General features: G+C 72.6%; 17 protein-coding genes and 1 pseudogene. 9 read left to right on the top strand and 9 right to left on the bottom strand.

Annotated features, from left to right (window positions below; translation table 11 throughout):
- Positions 1-89: 89 nt before the first annotated feature.
- Positions 90-1,748, bottom strand: a complete 1,659-nt coding sequence (locus SA2016_RS09855) for a RecQ family ATP-dependent DNA helicase (RefSeq protein ID WP_066497670.1) — start codon at positions 1,746-1,748, stop codon at positions 90-92.
- 116 nt (positions 1,749-1,864) lie between these two features.
- Here SA2016_RS09855 and SA2016_RS09850 point away from each other — a divergent pair.
- From SA2016_RS09850 to SA2016_RS09835, 4 genes and pseudogenes are all read left to right on the top strand, one after another.
- A pseudogene (locus tag SA2016_RS09850) lies at positions 1,865-2,912 on the top strand (zinc-binding dehydrogenase).
- 105 nt (positions 2,913-3,017) lie between these two features.
- Entirely contained in the window at positions 3,018-3,659 is a 642-nt protein-coding gene (locus SA2016_RS09845; RefSeq protein ID WP_066497669.1) for a biotin transporter BioY, read from the top strand.
- A gap of 5 nt (positions 3,660-3,664) precedes the next feature.
- Positions 3,665-4,438: an energy-coupling factor ABC transporter ATP-binding protein gene (locus SA2016_RS09840; protein ID WP_066497668.1), complete on the top strand. Its 774-nt coding sequence runs from the start codon at positions 3,665-3,667 to the stop codon at positions 4,436-4,438.
- Positions 4,438-5,058, top strand: a complete 621-nt coding sequence (locus SA2016_RS09835; RefSeq protein WP_066497667.1) for an energy-coupling factor transporter transmembrane component T family protein — start codon at positions 4,438-4,440, stop codon at positions 5,056-5,058. The genes SA2016_RS09840 and SA2016_RS09835 overlap by 1 nt, the downstream gene beginning before the upstream one ends.
- A gap of 33 nt (positions 5,059-5,091) precedes the next feature.
- Here SA2016_RS09835 and SA2016_RS09830 read toward each other — a convergent pair whose 3' ends face one another.
- Together SA2016_RS09830 and SA2016_RS09825 are read right to left on the bottom strand one after the other, a co-directional pair.
- Positions 5,092-6,306: a thiolase family protein gene (locus tag SA2016_RS09830; protein WP_066497666.1), complete on the bottom strand. Its 1,215-nt coding sequence runs from the start codon at positions 6,304-6,306 to the stop codon at positions 5,092-5,094.
- Positions 6,287-7,696 carry a class I adenylate-forming enzyme family protein gene (locus SA2016_RS09825; protein ID WP_066497665.1) on the bottom strand — a complete coding sequence of 470 codons (1,410 nt, stop codon included), beginning with the start codon at positions 7,694-7,696 and terminating at the stop codon, positions 6,287-6,289. Before SA2016_RS09825 ends, SA2016_RS09830 begins: the two co-directional genes overlap by 20 nt.
- A 76-nt stretch (positions 7,697-7,772) precedes the next feature.
- Between SA2016_RS09825 and ypfJ the strand changes: the two genes are divergently transcribed.
- Positions 7,773-8,675, top strand: coding sequence for a KPN_02809 family neutral zinc metallopeptidase (gene ypfJ / locus SA2016_RS09820; protein ID WP_066497664.1), 903 nt, complete (start codon positions 7,773-7,775; stop codon positions 8,673-8,675).
- 104 nt (positions 8,676-8,779) lie between these two features.
- Here ypfJ and SA2016_RS09815 read toward each other — a convergent pair whose 3' ends face one another.
- The 5 genes from SA2016_RS09815 to SA2016_RS09795 are packed head-to-tail and all read right to left on the bottom strand — an operon-like array spanning position 8,780 to position 13,503.
- Positions 8,780-9,109 carry a metal-sulfur cluster assembly factor gene (locus tag SA2016_RS09815; protein WP_066497662.1) on the bottom strand — a complete coding sequence of 110 codons (330 nt, stop codon included), beginning with the start codon at positions 9,107-9,109 and terminating at the stop codon, positions 8,780-8,782.
- Between the two features lie 40 nt (positions 9,110-9,149).
- Positions 9,150-9,926, bottom strand: coding sequence for a Fe-S cluster assembly ATPase SufC (gene sufC / locus SA2016_RS09810; RefSeq protein ID WP_066497659.1), 777 nt, complete (start codon positions 9,924-9,926; stop codon positions 9,150-9,152).
- Between the two features lie 48 nt (positions 9,927-9,974).
- Positions 9,975-11,261 (bottom strand): Fe-S cluster assembly protein SufD, encoded by a 1,287-nt coding sequence (gene sufD, locus SA2016_RS09805; protein WP_066497657.1) that lies wholly within the window; start codon positions 11,259-11,261, stop codon positions 9,975-9,977.
- Entirely contained in the window at positions 11,261-12,748 is a 1,488-nt protein-coding gene (gene sufB / locus SA2016_RS09800; RefSeq protein WP_066497655.1) for a Fe-S cluster assembly protein SufB, read from the bottom strand. Before sufB ends, sufD begins: the two co-directional genes overlap by 1 nt.
- Positions 12,748-13,503 (bottom strand): helix-turn-helix transcriptional regulator, encoded by a 756-nt coding sequence (locus SA2016_RS09795; protein WP_084249435.1) that lies wholly within the window; start codon positions 13,501-13,503, stop codon positions 12,748-12,750. The genes sufB and SA2016_RS09795 overlap by 1 nt, the downstream gene beginning before the upstream one ends.
- 136 nt (positions 13,504-13,639) lie before the next feature.
- Here SA2016_RS09795 and SA2016_RS09790 point away from each other — a divergent pair, with 136 nt between their 5' ends.
- Genes SA2016_RS09790 through SA2016_RS09780 form a run of 3 tightly spaced genes read left to right on the top strand, consistent with a single transcriptional unit; the run spans position 13,640 to position 16,313 of the window.
- Positions 13,640-14,638, top strand: a complete 999-nt coding sequence (locus SA2016_RS09790; RefSeq protein ID WP_066497651.1) for an ABC transporter ATP-binding protein — start codon at positions 13,640-13,642, stop codon at positions 14,636-14,638.
- Positions 14,635-15,378: an ABC transporter permease gene (locus SA2016_RS09785; protein ID WP_066497650.1), complete on the top strand. Its 744-nt coding sequence runs from the start codon at positions 14,635-14,637 to the stop codon at positions 15,376-15,378. The genes SA2016_RS09790 and SA2016_RS09785 overlap by 4 nt, the downstream gene beginning before the upstream one ends.
- Positions 15,379-15,383: 5 nt before the next feature.
- Positions 15,384-16,313, top strand: a complete 930-nt coding sequence (locus tag SA2016_RS09780) for a COX15/CtaA family protein (protein ID WP_084249434.1) — start codon at positions 15,384-15,386, stop codon at positions 16,311-16,313.
- A gap of 102 nt (positions 16,314-16,415) precedes the next feature.
- On the opposite strand, the gene SA2016_RS09775 is transcribed toward SA2016_RS09780, so the two are convergent.
- Positions 16,416-17,363, bottom strand: coding sequence for a heme o synthase (locus SA2016_RS09775; RefSeq protein WP_066497648.1), 948 nt, complete (start codon positions 17,361-17,363; stop codon positions 16,416-16,418).
- A 430-nt stretch (positions 17,364-17,793) separates the two neighbouring features.
- Between SA2016_RS09775 and tkt the strand changes: the two genes are divergently transcribed.
- A complete protein-coding gene (tkt, locus tag SA2016_RS09770; protein WP_066502311.1) occupies positions 17,794-19,896 on the top strand; it encodes a transketolase in 2,103 nt (700 codons plus the stop codon).
- Positions 19,897-19,903 lie beyond the last annotated feature (7 nt).

The raw sequence follows: 19,903 nt of genomic DNA, 5'->3' as shown, positions 1-19,903 counted from the left end.
CAGTGCCATCGCTGCGTGACCGGCATCACGCGGCGGACGGGAGCCATACTAGCCCCGCCCTCTCCATGCCCCGCCAGAGGCCAGGTCAATCAGGCGTGTTCGGCGTGGACCAGCAGCCGCTCATCCCCGTCGATGGCCGAGAGGGCGAGCTCCTTGTATCCGACGGAGTCGAAGAGCACCGTGATCCTGTCCGACTCGACCCCCATCACCAGGCCGGCGCCCCAGTCCCGGTGGCGGACGGGGTCCTGCATCGACCAGCCCTCCGGGACGTTGGCCTCGTGCTCGCGGGCCTGTTCCCTGCTCCCGTCCTCTTCGCAGCGGTCGCAGGTCCCGCACCAGGACGGGGCATCCTCGCCGAAGTAGTTCAGGAGCCAGTGGCGGCGGCAGCCGTCCGTCTCCGCGTAGCCCCGGGCCATCTCGATGCGGGAGGCGTCGACGCGCTGCCGGGACTCCTCCTCGGCGCGCGCCCGGCTGACCGCGTCCCCGGAGCCGACGCCGCCCGACGCGCGGTACCCGGACCGCCCCGCGTGCACGCTCCCGCTGTGCACGAGCAGGTTCAGGATGCGGGACTGGGCGCGCGGCGACAGGCCGGTGCGCTCCCGGAGGGTGGCCGCCCGGGCCGGACCCAGAGCCCGGACGGCCTCGAACACGCTCGCCACCTGGTCCTCGGGCACGTGGCCGCCGGCGAAGAACCGCTTGAGCCCCAGGTCTTCGGGCCGGTAGTGCAGGACTGCGAGGGCAGCCCCGCCGTCCCTGCCCGCGCGCCCGATCTCCTGGTAGTAGCTGTCCAGGGAGTCCGGGATGTCGGCGTGGACCACGAACCGGACGTCGGGCTTGTCGATCCCCATCCCGAACGCGGTCGTGGCCACGACGACGTCGAGCTGCTCCCCCGGGCTCCCCTCGAGGAACCGGGCATGGACCGATGCGCGGTCTGCGGCCCGGAGGCCGGAATGGTAGGCGGCCGCGGCCAGCCCTTTGCCGGCGAGCGCTGCGGCGAGCTCCTCGCTCTCCCTCCGGGTGGCGACGTACACGAGGCCGGGGCCGTCGAGCGAGGCGACCTGGCTGAGCACGGCGGCGCGCTTGCCGTCCTCGCTCTCGTGCCGCTGGACCCGCAGCTCGATCTCGGGCCGGTCGAAGCTCTGGACGAGGACCAGCGGGTCGGCCAGGCCGAGCCGCTCGACGATCTCGGCGCGCGTGTGGGGCGAGGCCGTGGCCGTGAGGGCGATCGCGGGCGGGCTGCCCAGGCGGCGGCGCACGTCCTGGAGCACGAGGTAGTCGGGACGGAAGTCGTGTCCCCACGCCGAGACGCAGTGGGCCTCGTCCACCACGAACAGCCTCGGCTCCAGCTCGGCGAGGCGCGAGACCGTCTCCTCGCGCGCGAGCTGCTCCGGCGCCAGGAACACGAAGCGGGCCGTGCCGGCGGCGAGGGCCTCCCACGCGGCCCGTTCAGCCGGTGCCCGCACCATCGAGTTGAGCACGACGGCGGTGCCGTCGCCGAGCGCGGCGTCGAGGGCCCGGGCCTGATCCGCCTGCAGCGCGACCAGCGGGCTGACCACCACGGTCACGCCCGGCAGCACCGCTCCGGGCACCTGGTAGATCGCCGACTTGCCGTGCCCCGTGGGCATCACGGCCAGGACGTCGCGGCCCTCCGCCGCCGCCCGGACGGCCTCGAACTGGCCCTCCCGCCACGTCTCGATGCCGAAGGCTTCGCGGGCGATGCGCCGCAGCGCGCCGGTCGTGTCTTCCATCCATCCGCCCTACCCGACGCGGGGTCAGGGGAAACGCCGGCGCCCGGCGTGAGACGATGCCGCAGGAGCGGACGCGGCCGGACGAGGGCCGCCCGCAACTGCAGCTTAGGAGGACCATGCTCGCCATCGTCATGGACGACATCGCAGGACCGCTCGCCGTGCGCGAGGTCGCAGAGCCCGAGGTGCCGGAGGGCGGGGTCGTCGTCGCGGTGGCAGCCACCGGGCTGTGCCGCAGCGACTGGCACGCGTGGGCCGGGCACGACGACGTCGCGCTCCCCCACGTCCCCGGGCACGAGTTCGCCGGTGTCATCGCCGCGGTGGGCCCGGGCGTCACGACGTGGACGGTCGGCGACCGCGTCACCGCCCCGTTCGTCGAGGGCTGCGGGACCTGCGAATGGTGTCTGTCCGGCAACGCCCAGGTCTGCCCCGACCAGGAGCAGCCGGGCTTCACGCACTGGGGGTCCTTCGCTGAGCGCGTCGTCGTGCACGCGGCGGACACCAACCTCGTCGCCATCCCCGAGGGCGTGGACTTCGAGGCGGCGGCGAGCCTCGGCTGCCGGTTCGCGACGGCGTTCCGGGCGCTCACCAGCCGGGCACACCTCGCCGCCGGCGAATGGCTGACCGTGGTGGGGGCCGGCGGCGTCGGCCTCAGCGCGGTCATGATCGCGAAGGCCCTCGGCGCCCACGTCATCGCCGTCGACCGGAACGCCGGAGCGCTCGCCGCGGCCACGGCCCTCGGCGCGGACCACGTCCTCCTCGCGGACGGCTCCGACGTCCCGGCCAGGGTGGCGGGCCCTCACCCACGGCGGGAGCCAGGTCTCCGTCGACGCCGTCGGCAGCGAGCAGACCTGCGCGGATGCCCTCCTGAGCCTGCGCCGCCGGGGCCGGCACGTGCAGATCGGCCTCCTGCCCCCGGTGGGAGGCGACCCGCGCGTGCCCATGGCGCGGGTGATCGCCTGGGAGCTCGATGTGTTCGGCAGCCACGGCATGGCCGCCGCCGACTACCCGGCGATGCTCGACCTGATCGCCTCGGGAGCGCTGCGCCCGCAGGAGCTCATCGAGCGGGTCATCGGTTTCGACGAGGCCGCCGCCCTGCTGCCCGTCTTCGACTCGGCGGACGTCGCGGGCATCACGATGATCCGTCCGGGCCGAGGCTCTTTGTAGCCACCCGCCAACGCCCGGCGCCGTGCCATCGTGGGCCGCCTACAAAACGGGGCGGGTGCCCGCTCCGTACCCTTCTGACAGAGCCAGTCACTGCCAGGAGGAACGATGAGCCATCAGAGGACCCGGGCGCCGCACCCGCAGCGGGCCGGAGAGGGCAGCCCCCGCGTCCCGCAGAAGCTGTGGGACTCCCAGTCGCTGGCCCTCGTCGCCGTGTTCGCCGCCCTCATCGCCGCCTCAGCGATCGTCCCGGGCATCCCCGTCGGGAGCTTCGGCGTGCCCATCACGCTCCAGACGCTCGCCGTCATGCTCACCGGCCTCGTGCTGGGCGGCGCCCGGGCAGCCGCCGCGGTGGCCCTCTACCTCGTGGTCGCCTTCGCGGGCCTGCCGATCTTCTCCGGCGGCCGCGCCGGCCTGCAGGTCCTCGCCGGCGGGTCCGCCGGGTACATCATCGGGTTCCTCCTCGCCGCCCTCCTTGTGGGCATCGCCGCGCAGCTGATCATCCGAAGGCTGCCGGCCAGGCGCCGGGCGGTGTGGTTCTTCCTCGCCGCCACGGTGGTCTCGGTGGTGGCGGTGCACACGTTCGGTGCGCTGGGCATGGTGGTCAACCTCAAGCTGTCCTGGCCGGCGGCGTTCGCCGCCGACCTCGTCTACTATCCCGGCGACATCCTCAAGAACGCCGTGGCGGCGGTGGCGGCGGTCGCCGTGCACCGGGCCTTCCCCGATGTCCTCGTGCGGCGCGTGAAGTGACCGCGATGTCGACCCAGCACGCAGGCCACGGCACTCACGGCGGGATCGGGCTCGCGGACGTGGGCGTCGTCGTGCCCGTCGACGATCCGCAGCCCGGCGCTCCCGCCCAGAAGGTCCTCCTCCACGGCATCGACCTGGTGCTCACCGAGCCGCGCATCGCCGTGATCGGGGCCAACGGCTCCGGCAAGTCCACCCTCCTGCGCCTGCTCAACGGACTCGTCGCGCCCAGCTCGGGGTCCGTCGCGGTGCACGGCCTGGACACCGTCCGCGAGGTCCGTGCCGTGCGCCAGCGGGTCGGGTTCGTGTTCACTGACCCGCTCTCGCAGCTCGTCATGCCCACGGGGCGGGAGGACGTCGAACTCTCGCTGCGGCGCCGTCATCCCGGGCGGGCCGAGCGCGCCCGCGCCGCCCAGGCGGTGCTGGACCGGTTCGGCCTGGGTCCGCTCGCGGACCAGAGCGTGCACGAGCTCTCCGGCGGCGAGCGCCAGCTGATGGCACTCGCCGCGGTGCTGGCGGTCGGGCCCGAGGTGCTCGTGCTCGATGAGCCCTCGACCCTGCTCGACCTGCGCAACCGCGAGCTGCTGCGGCGGACCCTGGCCTCCCTCCGCGAGCAGGTCATCCTTTCGACCCACGACCTCGATCTGGCGGCGGACGCCGACCGCGTGCTCGTGGTCGAGGACGGGGGCATCGCGTTCGACGGCGACCCGGCGGCCGCCGTTGCCTTCTACCGGCAGCTGTGCCTCGACCAACCGGCCCGGCCCGCGCGGGGGCACGCCTGATGCGCCGCCCCGCGGCCGGGCTGCTCGCCGGCTACGTCCACGGCGACTCGTGGCTGCACCGCACCCCGCTGTGGGCCAAGTTCGCCGGCGTGGTGGCGGCCGGCGCGGCGAGCTTCGTCCTGCTGGACTGGCGCGCCTCCTGCGCCGCGCTGGGCGCCGTGGTGCTCGCCTGGCTCTCGGCCGGCCTCGGCGTCCGCAGGCTCGCTGCCTCCTGGAGGCTCGTGCTGCCCCTCGCCGTCGTGCTCTTCGCGTTCCAGTGGTGGCAGCAGGGTCCGGCGGCGGCCGGCCGGATCGTGGCGAACCTCCTCCTGTGCTTCGTGGCGGCGGGCCTGCTCACCGCCACGGTGCCGCTCCAAGACCTGCTCGACGCCGTCGCCTCCCTCGCGCGGCCGTTCCGGCGCCTGGGTGCCGACCCCGAGAGGTTCGCCCTCGCGATCGCCATCATGGTGCGCAGCATCCCCGTCCTCGCCGGATCGTTCGCGGAGGTGGGCGACGCCGCCCGCGCCCGCGGCCTCGAGCGCAGCGTGCGCGCGCGGACCGTGCCGGTGGTGCTGGCCGCCGTGGCCTACGCCCGGCGCACCGGAGACGCCCTGGCGGCCCGGGGACTCGGCGACGACTGAGCCGCCGGGGATCGGCCGGGGCGACCGGGCCGGTCAGGGAGTGCGCACGGTCGCGAACAGTGCGGCGGTGCCGATGCCCCCGGCGGAGCTGATCATCGCGAGGCAGAGCGACCCGGCGGGCAGCCGCTGGGCCCGGGCGAGGAGCCGGACCACCGAGACCGCGCCCGAGGCCCCGTAGGCGTGTCCGAGGGCGAGCGCGCCGCCCTCGGTGTTGAGCACCCGGTCCAGGTCCTCCCCCGCCAGCCCGAGCCGGTCCGTGCACGCGAGGACCTGTCCCGCGAAGGCCTCGTTGAACTCGATCGCGGAGACCTCGCCGGCGGGCACGCCGTGCCGGGCCAGGAGCCGCTCGGCCGCTGCCGCCGCACCGAGCCCGAGGCGGCGCGGATCCACCCCCACGGTCTCGGCGCCGAGGAAGGCCAGGGCCGCGCAGCCCGGGCGGGGCGCAAGTCCGGAACCGGGGCCGGCCACGAGCGTGGCCGCGGCGCCGTCGGCGTCGGAGCACGAGTTGCCGGCCGTCACCGTGCCGCCCGGCACGAACGCCGCCGGGAACCGGGCGAGCAGCCGCGCGTCGAGCCGGGCGCGCGGGCCGTTGTCCGCGGTGACCCAGTCCTCGGCGCCGGGAGCGCGGACGGCGACCAGTTCGCCGTCGAACGCGCCGGATGCCGCGGCCCCCAGCGCGCGGGCGTGGCTGCGCAGCGCGAAGGCGTCCTGGCGCTCGCGGCTGACGCCGGCCTCGCGGGCCACCGTCTCCGCGGCGAACCCCATGTCGGGGTCGGTGGGCTCGGCGGCGCCCGCCACCGAGGGGGCATGCTGGGCGCGGCGGTAGAACTCGAGGGAGCCGTCCGGGCGCCGCCGCCCGCGCACCGGGGCGGTGCTGACCGACTCCGCTCCCCCGGCGAGGTACGCCGCGCCCGCACCGGCCTGCACGAGACGGCAGGCGAGCACGATCGCGTCGAGGCCCGAGCCGCACTGCCGGTCCACGGTGATGCCGGGGAGCCGCTCGGGCAGGCCGGCCGTGAGCGCGGCGAGGCGGGCCAGGTTGCCCCCGCCGCCGGCGGCGTTGCCGATCACGACGTCGGCGACGTCCTCGGCGGACCCGCCGGCCCTGTCCACGAGAGTAGACAGGACGGGGGCAAGGAGCTCGTGGACCGGCACCCCGGCGAAGAGCGTCCCGGCGCGGGCCAGCGGGGTCCGCAGGCCCTCGAGGACGAGCGGCGCCCCCTCCGGGCTAGGCCAGGCGGCGGGCACGCGGGTCCCCCTCGAGCACCCATCGCTGGAACTCGGTCCTGGAGAGCTTGCCGCGCTCGGTGACGGGCAGCTCGTCGAGCTCGACGTACTCGAGCGGCCGCTTCGCCGGCGCGAGCCGTCCTTCGAGGCCTGCGCGGAGCTGGAGCTGGCACAGGCCAGCGTGGGCGGGCACGATTCCCGCGACGATGCGCTGGCCGCGCACGTCGTCCGGGATCCCCGCGACCACGACCTCCGCGACGCCCGGGATCATGGCCAGAGCGGCCTCGACCTCGTGCGGGTACACGTTGTGGCCGCCGGTGTTGACCATGTCCTGGGTGCGGCCGAGGACATGGAGCTCGCCGTCGGCGAGGAAGCCCTGGTCGCGCACCGTGCACCAGTCGCCGAGCCGGGTGAACGCCTTCCCGTCGTCGCCCCACACGTAGCCGTCGGAGACGAGGGGGCTGCGCACGCAGATGTTGCCGGTCTGCCCGTCGGGGACGGGCGCGCCCGCGTCGTCGAGGATGGCCAGCTCGACGCCTTCGAAGGCGCGGCCGACGCCGGTCCCCACCTCGGTCCCGGCCGTGCCCGGATCGTGGCGGCTCGAGGCGACGAAGCTGAGCTCGGAGGCGCCGTAGTACTCCCAGACGACCGCCCGGGGTGCCCAGCGCCGCACCGCCTCGAGGGTGCGGCGGTCGAGCTTCTGGCCCGAGCACACCACGGCGCTCACCCCGCTCGCGTCGACGTCCCCGGCCAGGCCGCGTTCGGCGAGGACGCGGAGCATGGTCGGCACGAGCACCAGGCGCGTGATGCCGCGCAGGGTGACCTCGGCGTGCGCGTCCCCCACGTCGAACCCGGGCAGCGTGTGGAACGCCGCTCCGGCCCAGAGGCATTCGGAGAGCGTGTAGAGGTTCAGGCTCGCCGAGAGCGGGCCGGGGGCGAGGACGCGATCGGCGGGAGTGAGTCCGAACGCCGCGGCCGACGCCGCGAAGGAGCGCGCCCAGGAGGCGCGGGAGCGGCTGAAGCCCTTCGGCACGCTCGTTGTGCCCGAGGTGAGGCCCACGAGGAAGGTCGAGGCGCCGCTGCCGTCCGCGAGCTCGGCGGGCTCCAGGCGCCCCCCGGCGGGCGCACCCCAGCGGGCGGCCAGGCGCTCCTCGACGTCCCGGGCCAGCTCGTCGGGCCAGGCCGGGTCGAGGACGGCGCACTCGCGCTCTCCGGCGACCCCGGCCGCCCAGCGCACGGCGAAGTCCACGCTGTTGGGCGCCCGGAGCACCCCGGTGGGATCACCCGAGGCGGCGAGCGCCGCGGCGGCGTCGTGCAGCTGCGCCCACGAGAGCCGTTCGCGCCCGCAGACGACCGCGGGCTCATGCGGCTTCTCGGCGGCCCACCGCGCGAGCCGGTCCAGAAAGGGCATGGGGGAATTCTATCGGCGCGCCGCCGGTGTCTCCCCGGTGCGCCCGCGATCGTGACGCGACGGCTAGCGTGGGTCCATGAGCTTCAACGATGGCAGCCAGCTGGACCCGTCGCAGGTCGAGGACCGGCGCGGCGGCGGAGGGCTGGGCCGGGGGCCGCTGATCGGCGGCGGCGTGGGCGGGGCCCTCCTCGTGCTCGCGCTGACGCTCCTCGGGGTGAATCCTGGGCTCCTCGGCGACCTCACGGGCGGCTCCGGGCAGCCCGGGACCGCCACCGGCCAGGCCAGCGCCGGGGCGAGCCAGTGCCGCACCGGAGCCGACGCCGCGCAGCGGCTCGACTGCCGCATCGTCGGGACGGTCAACAGCGTCAACGCCTTCTGGGCGGGCTACCTGCCGTCGCAGGGCGTCCGCTACACCCGGCCCAAGGCGGTCGTGTTCACCGGGCAGACCTCGACCGCGTGCGGGCCCGCGACGACGGCCGTCGGCCCGTTCTACTGCTCCGGGGACGTCACCGCGTACTTCGACCCGGGCTTCTTCGACGAGCTCGTGACCCGGTTCGGATCCTCGGGAGGGCCGCTGGCCCAGGAGTACGTGGTGGCCCACGAGTTCGGCCACCACGTCCAGGACCTCGTCGGCACCCTCGGCTACGCCCAGAGGGACCCGCAGGGCCCGGAGTCCGGGAGCGTGCGCGTGGAGCTCCAGGCGGACTGCCTCGCCGGCATGTGGGCGCACTATGCGAGCACCACCGACGACCCGGCCACGGGGAAGCCGTACCTGCAGCCGATCACCCAGAAGGACGTCCAGGACGCGCTCTCTGCCGCGGCCTCCGTGGGCGACGACCGGATCCAGAAGTCCGCGACCGGGCGCGTGGATCCCGAGAGCTACACGCACGGCACGAGCCAGCAGCGCCAGACGTGGTTCATGCGCGGCTTCAGCGGCGGGGACCTCAAGCAGTGCAACACCCTCGCCGGCCGCGTCTAGCGTGCTCGCCGCGCCTGCCGCACGCACGACGGCGGCCGGTCGCCTTCCGCGGGGAAGGCAACCGGCCGCCGTCGTGCGCTCGCGGGTCCCGAGGACCCGCTGCTCTAGATGTTGAAGCCGAGGGCGCGCATCTGGTCGCGCCCGTCCTCGGTGATCCGCTCGGGACCCCATGGCGGCATCCACACCCAGTTGAGGCGCCATTCGTCGACAACGCCGTCGAGGACGTTGCCGACCTGTTCTTCGAGGATGTCCGTGAGCGGGCATGCGGCGGTCGTGAGCGTCATGCTGATCAGCAGCGCCCCGTCCTCGCCGTACTCGAGCCCATAGACGAGCCCCAGGTCCACGACGTTGACGCCGAGCTCGGGGTCGATCACGTCCTTGAGACGCTCCTCGACGTCCTCGAGCGATGTCGGTGCGGGCTGGATCTCTGTCATCACTGCCTTCCCAGTGTCGAAGTGGTGGCCGTGGCCCGTGTCAGGCCGTGGCCGTCGCGGAGCCCGCGCCGGTGAGGTAGCGGTCGTAGCCCTCGTCCTCGAGGCGGTCGGCGAGCTCCGGGCCGCCCTGCTCCGCGATGCGGCCGTCCACGAACACGTGCACGAACTGCGGCTTGATGTAGCGCAGGATCCGCGTGTAGTGGGTGATGAGCAGCGTGCCCATGTTGCCCTCGGCGTGGGCGCGGTTCACGCCCTCCGAGACGATCTTGAGGGCGTCGACGTCGAGGCCGGAGTCGGTCTCGTCGAGGATCGCGAACTTCGGCTTGAACAGCTCGAGCTGGAGGATCTCGACGCGCTTCTTCTCGCCGCCGGAGAAGCCCTCGTTGACGTTGCGCTGGGCGAAGTCCGCGTCGATGCGCAGCTGCGCCATGGCCGCCTTGACGTCCTTGGTCCAGTGGCGGATCGCGGGGGCCTCGCCGTCGATCGCGGTCTTCGCGGTGCGCAGGAAGTTCGTCATGGTGACGCCCGGGATCTCCACGGGGTACTGCATGGCGAGGAACAGGCCCGCGCGGGCGCGCTCGTCCACGCTCATCGCGAGGACGTCCTCGCCGTCGAGCGTGATCGAGCCCGAGGTGACGGTGTACCGCGGGTGGCCCGCGATCGTCGAGGCGAGGGTGGACTTGCCGGAGCCGTTGGGGCCCATGATCGCGTGGGTCTCCCCCGTCTTCACGGTGAGGGTGACACCCTTGAGGATCTCCTTGACGCCCTGCTCCGTCTCGATCGAGACGTGCAGGTCCTTGATCTCCAGTGTGGACATGTGTGTTCTCCTACTGCCCGGCGGACCGGGCTGGCCTAAAGGTCGTTGTCAGTTCTCGCCGGCTTCGAGCTCGCGCTCGACGGCTTCGGTCAGGTGGTCCTCGATGCCCTGGACGCCGATCTTCTGGATGATCTCGTTCAGGAAGCCGCGCACCACGAGCCGGCGGGCCACATCCTCGGGGATGCCGCGCGCCATGAGGTAGAACAGGTGCTCGTCGTCGAAGCGGCCGGTCGCGCTCGCGTGGCCGGCGCCCTCGATGAGGCCGGTCTCGATCTCGAGGTTCGGCACGGAGTCGGCGCGGCAGCCGTCGGTGAGGACCAGGTTCTGGTTCTTCTCGTAGCTGTCGGTGCCCTCGGCCTGCTTCTGGATCAGCACGTCGCCGACCCACACCGTGCGTGCGTCCTTGCCCTGCAGTGCGCCCTTGTACAGGACGTTGGAGACGCAGTTCGGCTGGGCGTGGTCCACGTAGGTGCGGTGCTCGAGGTGCTGGCCGGCGTCGGCGAAGTAGAGGCCGTAGAGCTCGACCTCGCCGCCGGGGGCCGCGAACCGGGCCGTCGGGGTCACGCGGACGAGCGAGCCGCCCAGGCTGACGACGATGTGCTTCAGGTGCGCGTCGCGGCCCACCTTGACCTGCTGGCTCGAGGCGTGTACCGAGGTGTCGGACCACTCCTGCAGGCTCACGACCGTGAGGTCCGCACCGTCCTCGAGCACGATCTCGACGTTCTCGGCGACGACGGCCTCACCGACGTGGTTGAGCACGACGACGGCCCGGGAGCCCTGCTCGGCGACGACCACGACGTGCTGCGCGGCCGGCGCGGAGCCCGCTCCGGTCACGGTCACGAGGACCCGGTCCGCCAGCTCGGCGCCCGCGGGCACCGTGACGACCGTGGCCTCGGTGAAGTGCGCCCACGCGTTGGCGGAGACGCGGTCCTCGGGGATGCCGGCCGAGCCGATGCGGGCGTCGTCGCGCCCCACGGTCTCGACGCGGACCTGCTCGGGCCCCTCGACGGCGACGGCCGGGGCGGCGCCGTCGAGCGCCGCGGTCTGCAGGCCGCCGAGGCGCTTGACGGGCGTGAAGCGCCACTCCTCCTCGGTGCCCCTGATCGCGGGGAAGTCCTCGAGCCGGTAGGACGTCAGGCGCCCGGCGCGCGAGCTGTCCGGGATGCCGTAGCCCCCGCCGTGCGAGTGCGCCTTCGAGGCGGCCCCGCCCAGCGGCGAGGTCTGCCCGGCGGGCTCGAGCGGGCTGAGGCTCTCGCCCTCCTCCGTGAGCCCGGGGATCGACGGGGCGCCGATGCGGGCCTTCTCTGCGGTCTTCTCTTCGGTCATCTCAGTCATCAGCCGACGGACCCTTCCATCTGCAGTTCGATCAGGCGGTTCAGCTCGAGGGCGTACTCCATGGGGAGCTCGCGGGCGATCGGCTCGATGAAGCCGCGCACGATCATCGCCATGGCCTCGTCCTCGGGCAGGCCGCGGGACATGAGGTAGAAGAGCTGTTCCTCGGACACCCGCGATACGGTCGCCTCGTGGCCGAGCACGACGTCGTCCTCGCGGATGTCGATGTACGGGTAGGTGTCGGAGCGCGAGATCGTGTCGACGAGGAGCGCGTCGCAGCGGACCGTGTTGGCGGAGTGCTTCGCGCCCTCGCGGACCTGGACGAGCCCGCGGTACGCCGCGCGGCCTCCGCCGCGGGCCACGGACTTCGACACGATCGAGGACTTGGTGTTCGGCGCGATGTGCACCATCTTGGATCCGGTGTCCTGGTGCTGGCCCTCGCCCGCGAACGCGATCGAGAGGGTCTCGCCCTTGGCGTGCTCGCCCACGAGGTAGACCGCCGGGTACTTCATCGTGACCTTGGAGCCGATGTTGCCGTCGATCCACTCCATCGTCGCGCCCTCATGGCAGATGGCGCGCTTGGTGACGAGGTTGTAGACGTTGTTCGACCAGTTCTGGATGGTCGTGTAGCGGACGCGGGCGCCCTTCTTCACGACGATCTCCACCACGGCCGAGTGCAGCGAGTCGGACGTGTAGATCGGGGCCGTGCAGCCCTCGATGTAGTGGACGTAGGAGTCCTCGTCCGCGATGATGAGCGTCCGCTCGAACTGGCCCATGTTCTCCGTGTTGATGCGGAAGTAGGCCTGCAGCGGGATCTCGACGTGGACGCCCTTGGGCACGTACACGAACGAGCCGCCGGACCACACGGCCGTGTTGAGGGAGGCGAACTTGTTGTCGCCGACCGGGATCACGGTGCCGAAGTACTCCTGGAAGAACTCCGGGTGCTCCTTGAGCGCGGTGTCCGTGTCGAGGAAGATCACGCCCTGGGCCTCGAGGTCCTCGCGGATCTGGTGGTAGACCACCTCGGACTCGTACTGGGCCGCGACGCCCGCGACCAGGCGGGAGCGCTCGGCCTCCGGGATGCCGAGCTTCTCGTAGGTGTTGCGGATGTCCTCGGGCAGGTCCTCCCACGAGGCGGCCTGCTTCTCCGTGGAGCGGACGAAGTACTTGATGTTGTCGAAGTCGATCCCCGACAGGTCCGCGCCCCACAGCGGCATGGGCTTGCGGTCGAAGTACTTCAGGCCCTTCAGGCGCGTCTCGAGCATCCACTCGGGCTCGCCCTTCTTGGCAGAGATGTCCCGGACCACGTCCTCGCCCAGGCCGCGGCGCGCGTTCGCGCCGGCGTCGTCCTTGTCGGCCCATCCGTACTCGTACGTGCCGATCCCGTGGAGCTCGGGGTTCTTCTCCAGGATCTCCGCGATCACCGTGGACCCGGCGCCGGCCTGGCCCCCGGCCGTCGCGGCGCGGTTCTCAGCTAATTGATCCGTCATCACGGCCTCTCTTGCTGGTTGGTTGCGGTCTCCGCGCCGGGCAGCCTCAGCTGGCCCCGCCCGGTAGGAATGTGGGTCGTGCACACGTGCCCGCCCTGCGCGAGGGTCGAGAGCCGGCGGACGTCCACGCCGAGCAGGCGTGAGAACGCTGCCGTCTCGCTGTCGCAGAAGACGGGGAATTCCGCGGCGAGCTGCTGCACGGGGCAGTGCCCCTGGCAGAGCTGGATGCTGCCCAGGTGGACAGGCAGCGGGGCCTTGGCCTGGACGGAGGCGGCGGACGCGACGAAGCCGTCGGCCGTGAGCGCCTCGGCGAGGGCCCGCGCCCGCGCGGCGATGTCCTCGCCGGCCGCGTCCACGAGGGGCTGGTAGCGCCTCTCCATGGCCGCGAACCGCTCATGGGCGAAGTCCTCCACGGCGCCGGGGCCACCGAGCTCACCGAGCCGCTCGAGCGCCTTGCGGGCGATCGCGAGGTAGTCGTCGCCGATCGTGGACTGGCCCCTCGAGGTCAGCACGTACCTCCGGGCGGGACGTCCCGCACCGGCGCCGGACGTCGCGACCCGCTTGACCTCCACGACGCCTGCCGCAGTGAGGGCGTCGAGATGGCGTCGGACCGCGGCGGGCGTGACGTTGAGCATCTCGCCCAGCTCGGCCGCGCTGACCGGCCCGTGCTCGAGGACCGCGCTGAGGACGCGGTCCCGGGTGCGGTCCTCAGCATCGGCCCGGGCATCGGGCTTCGGAGAGGTCACGGAATACACAAGACAATCATTGCCTAATATCCCCCCGGTCTCCAGTAAGGAGATGCTTATCACGCCCTCCGCGGAATCCGGGGCCTCCGCGGCCGGTGTGCGGCGCCCCCAGGGAACGCACTACTACCTTGCGTAGAATGGGCAGGTGCTACAGACCGGTACCCCCTGCCTCGAGATAGAAGGCCTGGTGAAGGACGTCGGCCCCCTCCCCTCTCTCGAGGGCCGCATGAAGAGGGTGCTGGCAGGAGTCGACCTCACGGCGAACGCCGGCGAGATCACCGTGATCCTCGGCGTCAACGGCGCCGGGAAGACGACCACGCTCGAGTGCGCGCAGGGCCTGCAGAGGCGCACCGCCGGCGTCGTCCGTCTCCTCGGCGAGGACCCTGAGAAGGCCGACGCCGCGCTGCGCGCCCGCGTCGGCATCATGCTCCAGGAGGGCGGCCTTCCCCCCGCCGCGCGGCCGCTGGCCCTGCTCGCGCACGTCGCCGGCATGTACGCGGACCCGCGCCCCGTCGGCGAGCTGGCCGAGCGGCTCGGGATCCACGAGTTCGCGTCCACCACGATCCGGCGGCTCTCCGGCGGCCAGAAGCAGCGGGTCGCCCTCGCCGCCGCGCTCATCGGGCGGCCCGAGGTCGTCTTCCTCGACGAGCCCAGCGCCGGCCTCGACCCCCAGTCGCGCCAGCTCGTCGTGGACCTGATCGACGAACTGCGCCGCGACGGCCTCGGCGTCATTCTCACCACCCACCTCCTGGACGACGCCGAGCGGCTCGCCGACGTGGTCCACATCCTCGACCGGGGCCGTGTGGTCACGAGCGGCACCGTCGGCGAGATCCTGGCCCGCCGCGAGGGCACCCGGTCGCGGCTCACGCTGAGGTCGCGGCCCGGCCTCGACCTCGCGGCGGCGTTCGCCGACCGCGCCGCGGAGGGCGTCACGGTCACCGAGGCCTCTGCCGGCCACTACACGGTCGACGGCGAGCTCACCCCCGCGGACCTCCTCGCCGTGGCCCAGTGGCTGCACGCGCGCGACATCATGCCGCACTCGCTCGAGCTGGGCACCGCCAACCTCCAGGACGTCTTCCTCTCGATCGCCGCCGAGTCGGCGGCCGAGGACGAGGCCGCGCGTCGCGACGGGAGGGCCGCATGAGCGGCGCCGCAGGGCTCACGCGCCGCGTCTGGCAGCAGGGACGGTACGAGACGGCCGCGATGCTGCGCAACGGCGAGCAGCTCACGCTCATGATCGTGCTCCCGCTCCTCGCGCTCATCGGGCTCACCGTCACTCCCGTCCTCGACGGGCTGGGGCCGAGCAGGATCGCGGTCGCCGCCCCCGGCGTGCTCGCCCTGTGCACCATGAGCGTCGGGTTCACCGGCCAGGGCATCGCCACCGGCTTCGACCGCCGCTACGGCGTGCTCCGCTTCCTCTCGACCACCCCACTCGGCCGCGGCGGACTCATCGCGGGCAAGGTCCTCGCGGTCCTGGTGGTCCTGGCCGTCCAGGTCGTCGTCATCGGCGGCGCCGCGCTCGCCCTCGGGTGGCGGCCGGGAGCCGTCGGGATCCTCCTCGGGCTGCCGCTGCTGGCGCTGGGTGCCGCGGCGTTCACCGCCCTGGGCCTGCTCATCGCGGGCACGGCCCGCCCCGAGGCCACCCTCGCCGTCACGAACCTCGTCTGGATCCTCCTCGGCGTCCTCGGCGGAATCGTCATGCCCGTGCAGCGGGTGCCCGCCGCCCTGGCCCCCGTGGTGGGGTTCCTGCCCTCCGGAGCGCTCGGCGATGCCGTTCGCTCGGCCTTCCTCGAAGGCTCCCTGAATGTCCCTGCCGCCGCCGTGCTCCTGACGTGGACCGTGCTCGCCGGCGCCGCCGCCACCCGCTGGTTCCGATGGAGCTGAAACCCATGACAGACACCACCCTGACCCGCCTCACCTCCTGGCTCCCCCGGAAGGTGGACGGCCGCATCCGTGCCATGGCGATCGCCTCCCTGGTCGGGCAGATCGTGCTGATCCTCACCGGCGGCGCGGTGCGCCTGACCTCGTCCGGGCTCGGCTGCCCCACGTGGCCCCGCTGCACCGCGCAGTCGATCACCACCACACCGGAGATGGGGGTGCACGGGATCATCGAGTTCGGCAACCGGCTCCTGACCTTCGCGCTCACCGCCGTCGCGGTGGTGATGCTGGTGATGCTCTGGAACCTGCGCAAGGAGCGCAAGGACCTGTTCTGGCTTGCCGTCGGGCTGCTCGCGAGCGTTCCCGCGCAGGCGGTCATCGGCGGGATCACGGTGCTGACGCACCTGAACCCCTGGATCGTCGGCCTCCACTTCCTCGTCTCGATGGCCCTCGTCGTGCTGTCGATGCTCCTCGTCAACCGGGCCTACGGGCGCGCGGGGCGCTTCATGGACCGGGTGCACCCGGCCCTGCCGGGCTCCATGGCGCCCGCCACGCTCGCCACGGCGCTGGCCACAGCCGCGGCGGTGGTCCTGGGGGTCACCGTGACGGGCGCGGGTCCGCACGCCGGGGACGCCAACGCGCCGCGCAACGGGCTGGACTGGGACCTGTTCTCGCACATCCACGCGGTTCCGGCGTACCTGGTCCTCTTCGGCGCCCTCTTCGCCGTCGTCGCGACCCTGTCCCGCCGGATCCGCGGGTCCTTCCGCAACGGAGTGCTCACCCTCCTCGGCCTGACGGTCCTGCAGGCGGCCCTCGGGATCACCCAGTACTACACCGGCATCCCCGCCCTCCTCGTTGCGGCGCACATGCTCGTCTCGGCGCTCCTCATGGCGGCGGCGGTCAACGCGGCCGACATCGCCCGGTACAGCCCCAAGGCGTAGTACCCCACCAAGGCGTAGTCCGCTCCCGCGCCAGACGCGAAGGAGGCCCGCAGCATCCGTGCTGCGGGCCTCCTTCGCGTCTGGCGGCTGTGCTCGCCCCGCTCAGCCCAGGAGCGGGCCTCCCACGAAGGGGTCGACGGCGAGCGCGAGGAAGAGCAGCGTCAGGTAGCTGATGGACCCGTGGAAGACCTTCATGGCCTTCTTGTCCTGGATCTCCTCGCGCTGGGCGCGGGCGTAGAGCGCGTGCGACTCGTACAGGAACCATGCCCCCGAGGCGAGCGCGGTGAGCGTGTACACCCAGCCGGCGTGGCCGAGCGGGACGAGCAGGAGCGAGGCCATCACCATGGCCCAGGCGTACAGGACCACCTGCACGGCCACGATCTTCGCCCCGGCGACCGCGCCGAGCATCGGCACCTGCGCATTGCGGTAGTCCTCGCCGTACCGCATGGACAGCGGCCAGTAGTGCGGCGGGGTCCACAGGAAGATCACGAGGAAGAGGATGACGGCGGGCCACTCGATGGTGTTGGTCACCGCCGACCAGGCGATGAGCACGGGGAAGCAGCCGGCGGCACCGCCCCAGACGATGTTCTGGGCGGTCCTGCGCTTGAGGACGAGGGTGTAGACCACCACGTAGAAGAAGATGGCACCGGCGCCGAGCACCGCCGAGAGCGGGTTGGCGCCGAACCACAGGATGGCGAGCGATGCGATGCCCAGGACCCAGGAGAAGACGAGCGCCTCCCGCGGCGTCACCTCTCCCGTCACGAGCGGGCGGTTCTCAGTGCGCCGCATGAGCCGGTCGATGTCCCGGTCGATGTAGCAGTTGAAGGCTCCGGCGCTGCCCGCCGCGAACGCCCCGCCCACGAGGGTGGCGAGGATGAGCCCGATCGACGGGAAGCCGCGCTCGGCGTAGATCATGGTCGGCAGCGTGCTCACGAGCAGCAGCTCGATGACCCGGGGCTTGGTGAGGGCGACGTACGCCTTGATCTTGCGTCGCAGGCCGAGCTTCGCTGGCCTGGACGGTGCTGTGGCGGGGGCGTCTGCTGTGCTCACGGATGCGCGACTCTTCTACTCGGGATCGTCGGTCCCCGCAAGGGGTGCTCGGGGACCGCCTCCATGATACCCGCCGCCCGTGCGCCACCCGGTTCGCCGGGACCACCGGCGGCGCCGCCCGGACATCCGCCCCCGGCGTGTTCACAGAGCGGAATATCAGTGGCAATTTCCTGAAACACCTCACCCCCGGCCGCGCGCCGTGGCTAGTATGAGGTTGGATGACCTGCTGCTGGGACGCGCCCCCGGGACGAACGGCCAGCCAGACCGGTGGCCGGAGATGTGTGGGGAAAGGCGCATGAGGGCAGTGGGCAGACACCGACAAACGTTTCGATGGTGAACGGCTGGCAGGATGCATTGCAGGGCCCACCATTCGCGTGCCCCGTAGGCTGCCTGCCGCCAGCAATGGAGAGGGGCCGTGTACGTGCCTGCTGTGGATGTGCAAGAACTGACCTGGACCGACCTGGATCGCAAGGCCGTCGACACGATCCGCGTGCTCGCGGCGGACGCGGTGCAGAAGGTGGGCAACGGACACCCGGGCACCGCGATGAGCCTGGCCCCGGCCGCGTACCTGCTGTTCCAGAAGCTCATGCGCCACGACCCGGCGGACCCGACGTGGATCGGCCGTGACCGGTTCATCCTCTCCCCCGGCCACTCGTCCCTGACCCTGTACATCCAGCTGTTCCTGTCCGGCTACGGGCTCGAGCTGGAGGACCTCGAGTCCCTGCGCACCTGGGGGTCCCTGACCCCGGGCCACCCGGAGTACGGGCACACCAAGGGCGTGGAGATCACTACCGGCCCGCTCGGGCAGGGCCTGGCCTCCTCGGTCGGGTTCGCCTACTCCGGCCGCCGCGAGCGGGGCCTCTACGACCCCCAGGCCGCCACCGGCGAGTCCCCGTTCGACCACACGGTGTGGGTCATCGCCTCCGACGGCGACCTGCAGGAGGGCGTGACCGCCGAGGCCTCCTCCCTCGCCGGCCACCAGGAGCTGGGCAACCTCGTGGTGATCTACGACGAGAACCACATCTCGATCGAGGACGACACCGACGTCGCCTTCACCGAGGACGTCCTGAAGCGCTACGAGGCCTACGGCTGGCACACCCAGCGCGTCGACTGGACCGCCACGGGCGAATACAAGGAGGACGTCCCCGCCCTCTACGACGCCCTCCTGGCCGCCAAGGCCGAGACCGGCCGGCCCTCGATCATCTCCCTGCGCACGGTCATCGGCTGGCCCGCCCCGACCAAGCAGAACACCGGCAAGATCCACGGCTCGGCCCTGGGCGCCGAGGAGGTCGCGGCCCTGAAGGAGATCCTGGGCTTCGACCCCGCCAAGTCCTTCGACATCGACCCCGAGGTCCTCGAGCACACGCGCAAGGCCGTCGAGCGCGGCGAGGAGGCCAAGGCCGCCTGGCAGGAGTCCTTCGACGCGTGGAAGGCCGCCAACCCCGACGCGGCGAAGCTGCACGAGCGCATCGAGGCCCGCCGCCTCCCCGAGGGCTGGGCCGAGTCCTTGCCCGAGTTCCCCGCCGGGAAGGACGTCTCCACCCGCGCCGCCTCGGGCAAGGTCCTCAACGCGATCGGCCCGGTCCTGCCCGAGCTCTGGGGCGGGTCCGCGGACCTCGCGGAGTCGAACAACACCACGATCGAGGGCTCGCCCTCGTTCATCCCGGCCTCGCGCTCGACCCACGCGTGGGAGGGCAACCCCTACGGCCGCGTGCTCCACTTCGGCATCCGCGAGCACGCCGCCGCCGCGATCGTCAACGGCATCACCCTCGGCGGGAAGACCCGCGCGTTCTCCGGAACGTTCCTGATCTTCTCCGACTACCAGCGCCCGGCCATCCGCCTCTCCGCGCTCATGGGCATCCCGTCCACGTACGTGTGGACGCACGACTCGATCGGCCTGGGCGAGGACGGCCCCACCCATCAGCCCGTCGAGCAGCTCGCCTCCCTGCGCGCGATCCCCGGCCTGCACGTGGTCCGCCCCGCCGACGCCAACGAGACCGCCCAGGCGTGGAAGGCCATCCTGGAGAACACCTCCCACCCGGCAGGGATCGTCCTGACCCGGCAGAACCTCCCCACCTGGGAGCGCGGCGAGGGCGGCTTCGCCTCCGCCTCCAACGTCTCCAAGGGCGGCTACGTCCTGGCCGAGGCGCAGCGGGACGGCGCCGACGTCGCCCCGGACGTCATCCTCATCGCCACCGGCTCCGAGGTCCAGCTCGCGGTCGCCGCCCGCGAGGCGCTGGCCGGCGAGGGCGTCGCGGCCCGCGTGGTCTCCATGCCGTGCGTCGAGTGGTTCGACGCCCAGGACGAGGAGTACCGCGAGTCGGTCCTGCCCGCGGCCGTCAGGGCCCGCGTCTCGGTCGAGGCCGGCCTGGCGCTGACCTGGCACCTTTTCGTCGGCGACGCCGGCCGCTCGGTCAGCCTCGAGCACTACGGCGCCTCCGCCGACTACAAGACCCTCTTCACCGAGTTCGGCATCACCGCCGAGGCGGTCGCCGCCGCCGCCAAGGACTCCATCGCCGCCGCCGCGGCCTGACCCCACG

The sequence above is a fragment of the Sinomonas atrocyanea genome, from assembly GCF_001577305.1.
GTDB lineage: Bacteria > Actinomycetota > Actinomycetes > Actinomycetales > Micrococcaceae > Sinomonas > Sinomonas atrocyanea.
This window is presented reverse-complemented; position numbering and strand designations above follow the sequence as displayed.

Coding starts and splice junctions, on each gene's coding strand:
- SA2016_RS09855 (WP_066497670.1), bottom strand. CDS start 1,748: ATGGAAGACACGACCGGCGCGCTGCGGCGCATCGCCCGCGAAGCCTTC.
- SA2016_RS09845 (WP_066497669.1), top strand. CDS start 3,018: ATGAGCCATCAGAGGACCCGGGCGCCGCACCCGCAGCGGGCCGGAGAG.
- SA2016_RS09840 (WP_066497668.1), top strand. CDS start 3,665: ATGTCGACCCAGCACGCAGGCCACGGCACTCACGGCGGGATCGGGCTC.
- SA2016_RS09835 (WP_066497667.1), top strand. CDS start 4,438: ATGCGCCGCCCCGCGGCCGGGCTGCTCGCCGGCTACGTCCACGGCGAC.
- SA2016_RS09825 (WP_066497665.1), bottom strand. CDS start 7,696: ATGCCCTTTCTGGACCGGCTCGCGCGGTGGGCCGCCGAGAAGCCGCAT.
- ypfJ (WP_066497664.1), top strand. CDS start 7,773: ATGAGCTTCAACGATGGCAGCCAGCTGGACCCGTCGCAGGTCGAGGAC.
- SA2016_RS09815 (WP_066497662.1), bottom strand. CDS start 9,109: ATGACAGAGATCCAGCCCGCACCGACATCGCTCGAGGACGTCGAGGAG.
- sufC (WP_066497659.1), bottom strand. CDS start 9,926: ATGTCCACACTGGAGATCAAGGACCTGCACGTCTCGATCGAGACGGAG.
- sufD (WP_066497657.1), bottom strand. CDS start 11,261: ATGACTGAGATGACCGAAGAGAAGACCGCAGAGAAGGCCCGCATCGGC.
- sufB (WP_066497655.1), bottom strand. CDS start 12,748: ATGACGGATCAATTAGCTGAGAACCGCGCCGCGACGGCCGGGGGCCAG.
- SA2016_RS09785 (WP_066497650.1), top strand. CDS start 14,635: ATGAGCGGCGCCGCAGGGCTCACGCGCCGCGTCTGGCAGCAGGGACGG.
- SA2016_RS09780 (WP_084249434.1), top strand. CDS start 15,384: ATGACAGACACCACCCTGACCCGCCTCACCTCCTGGCTCCCCCGGAAG.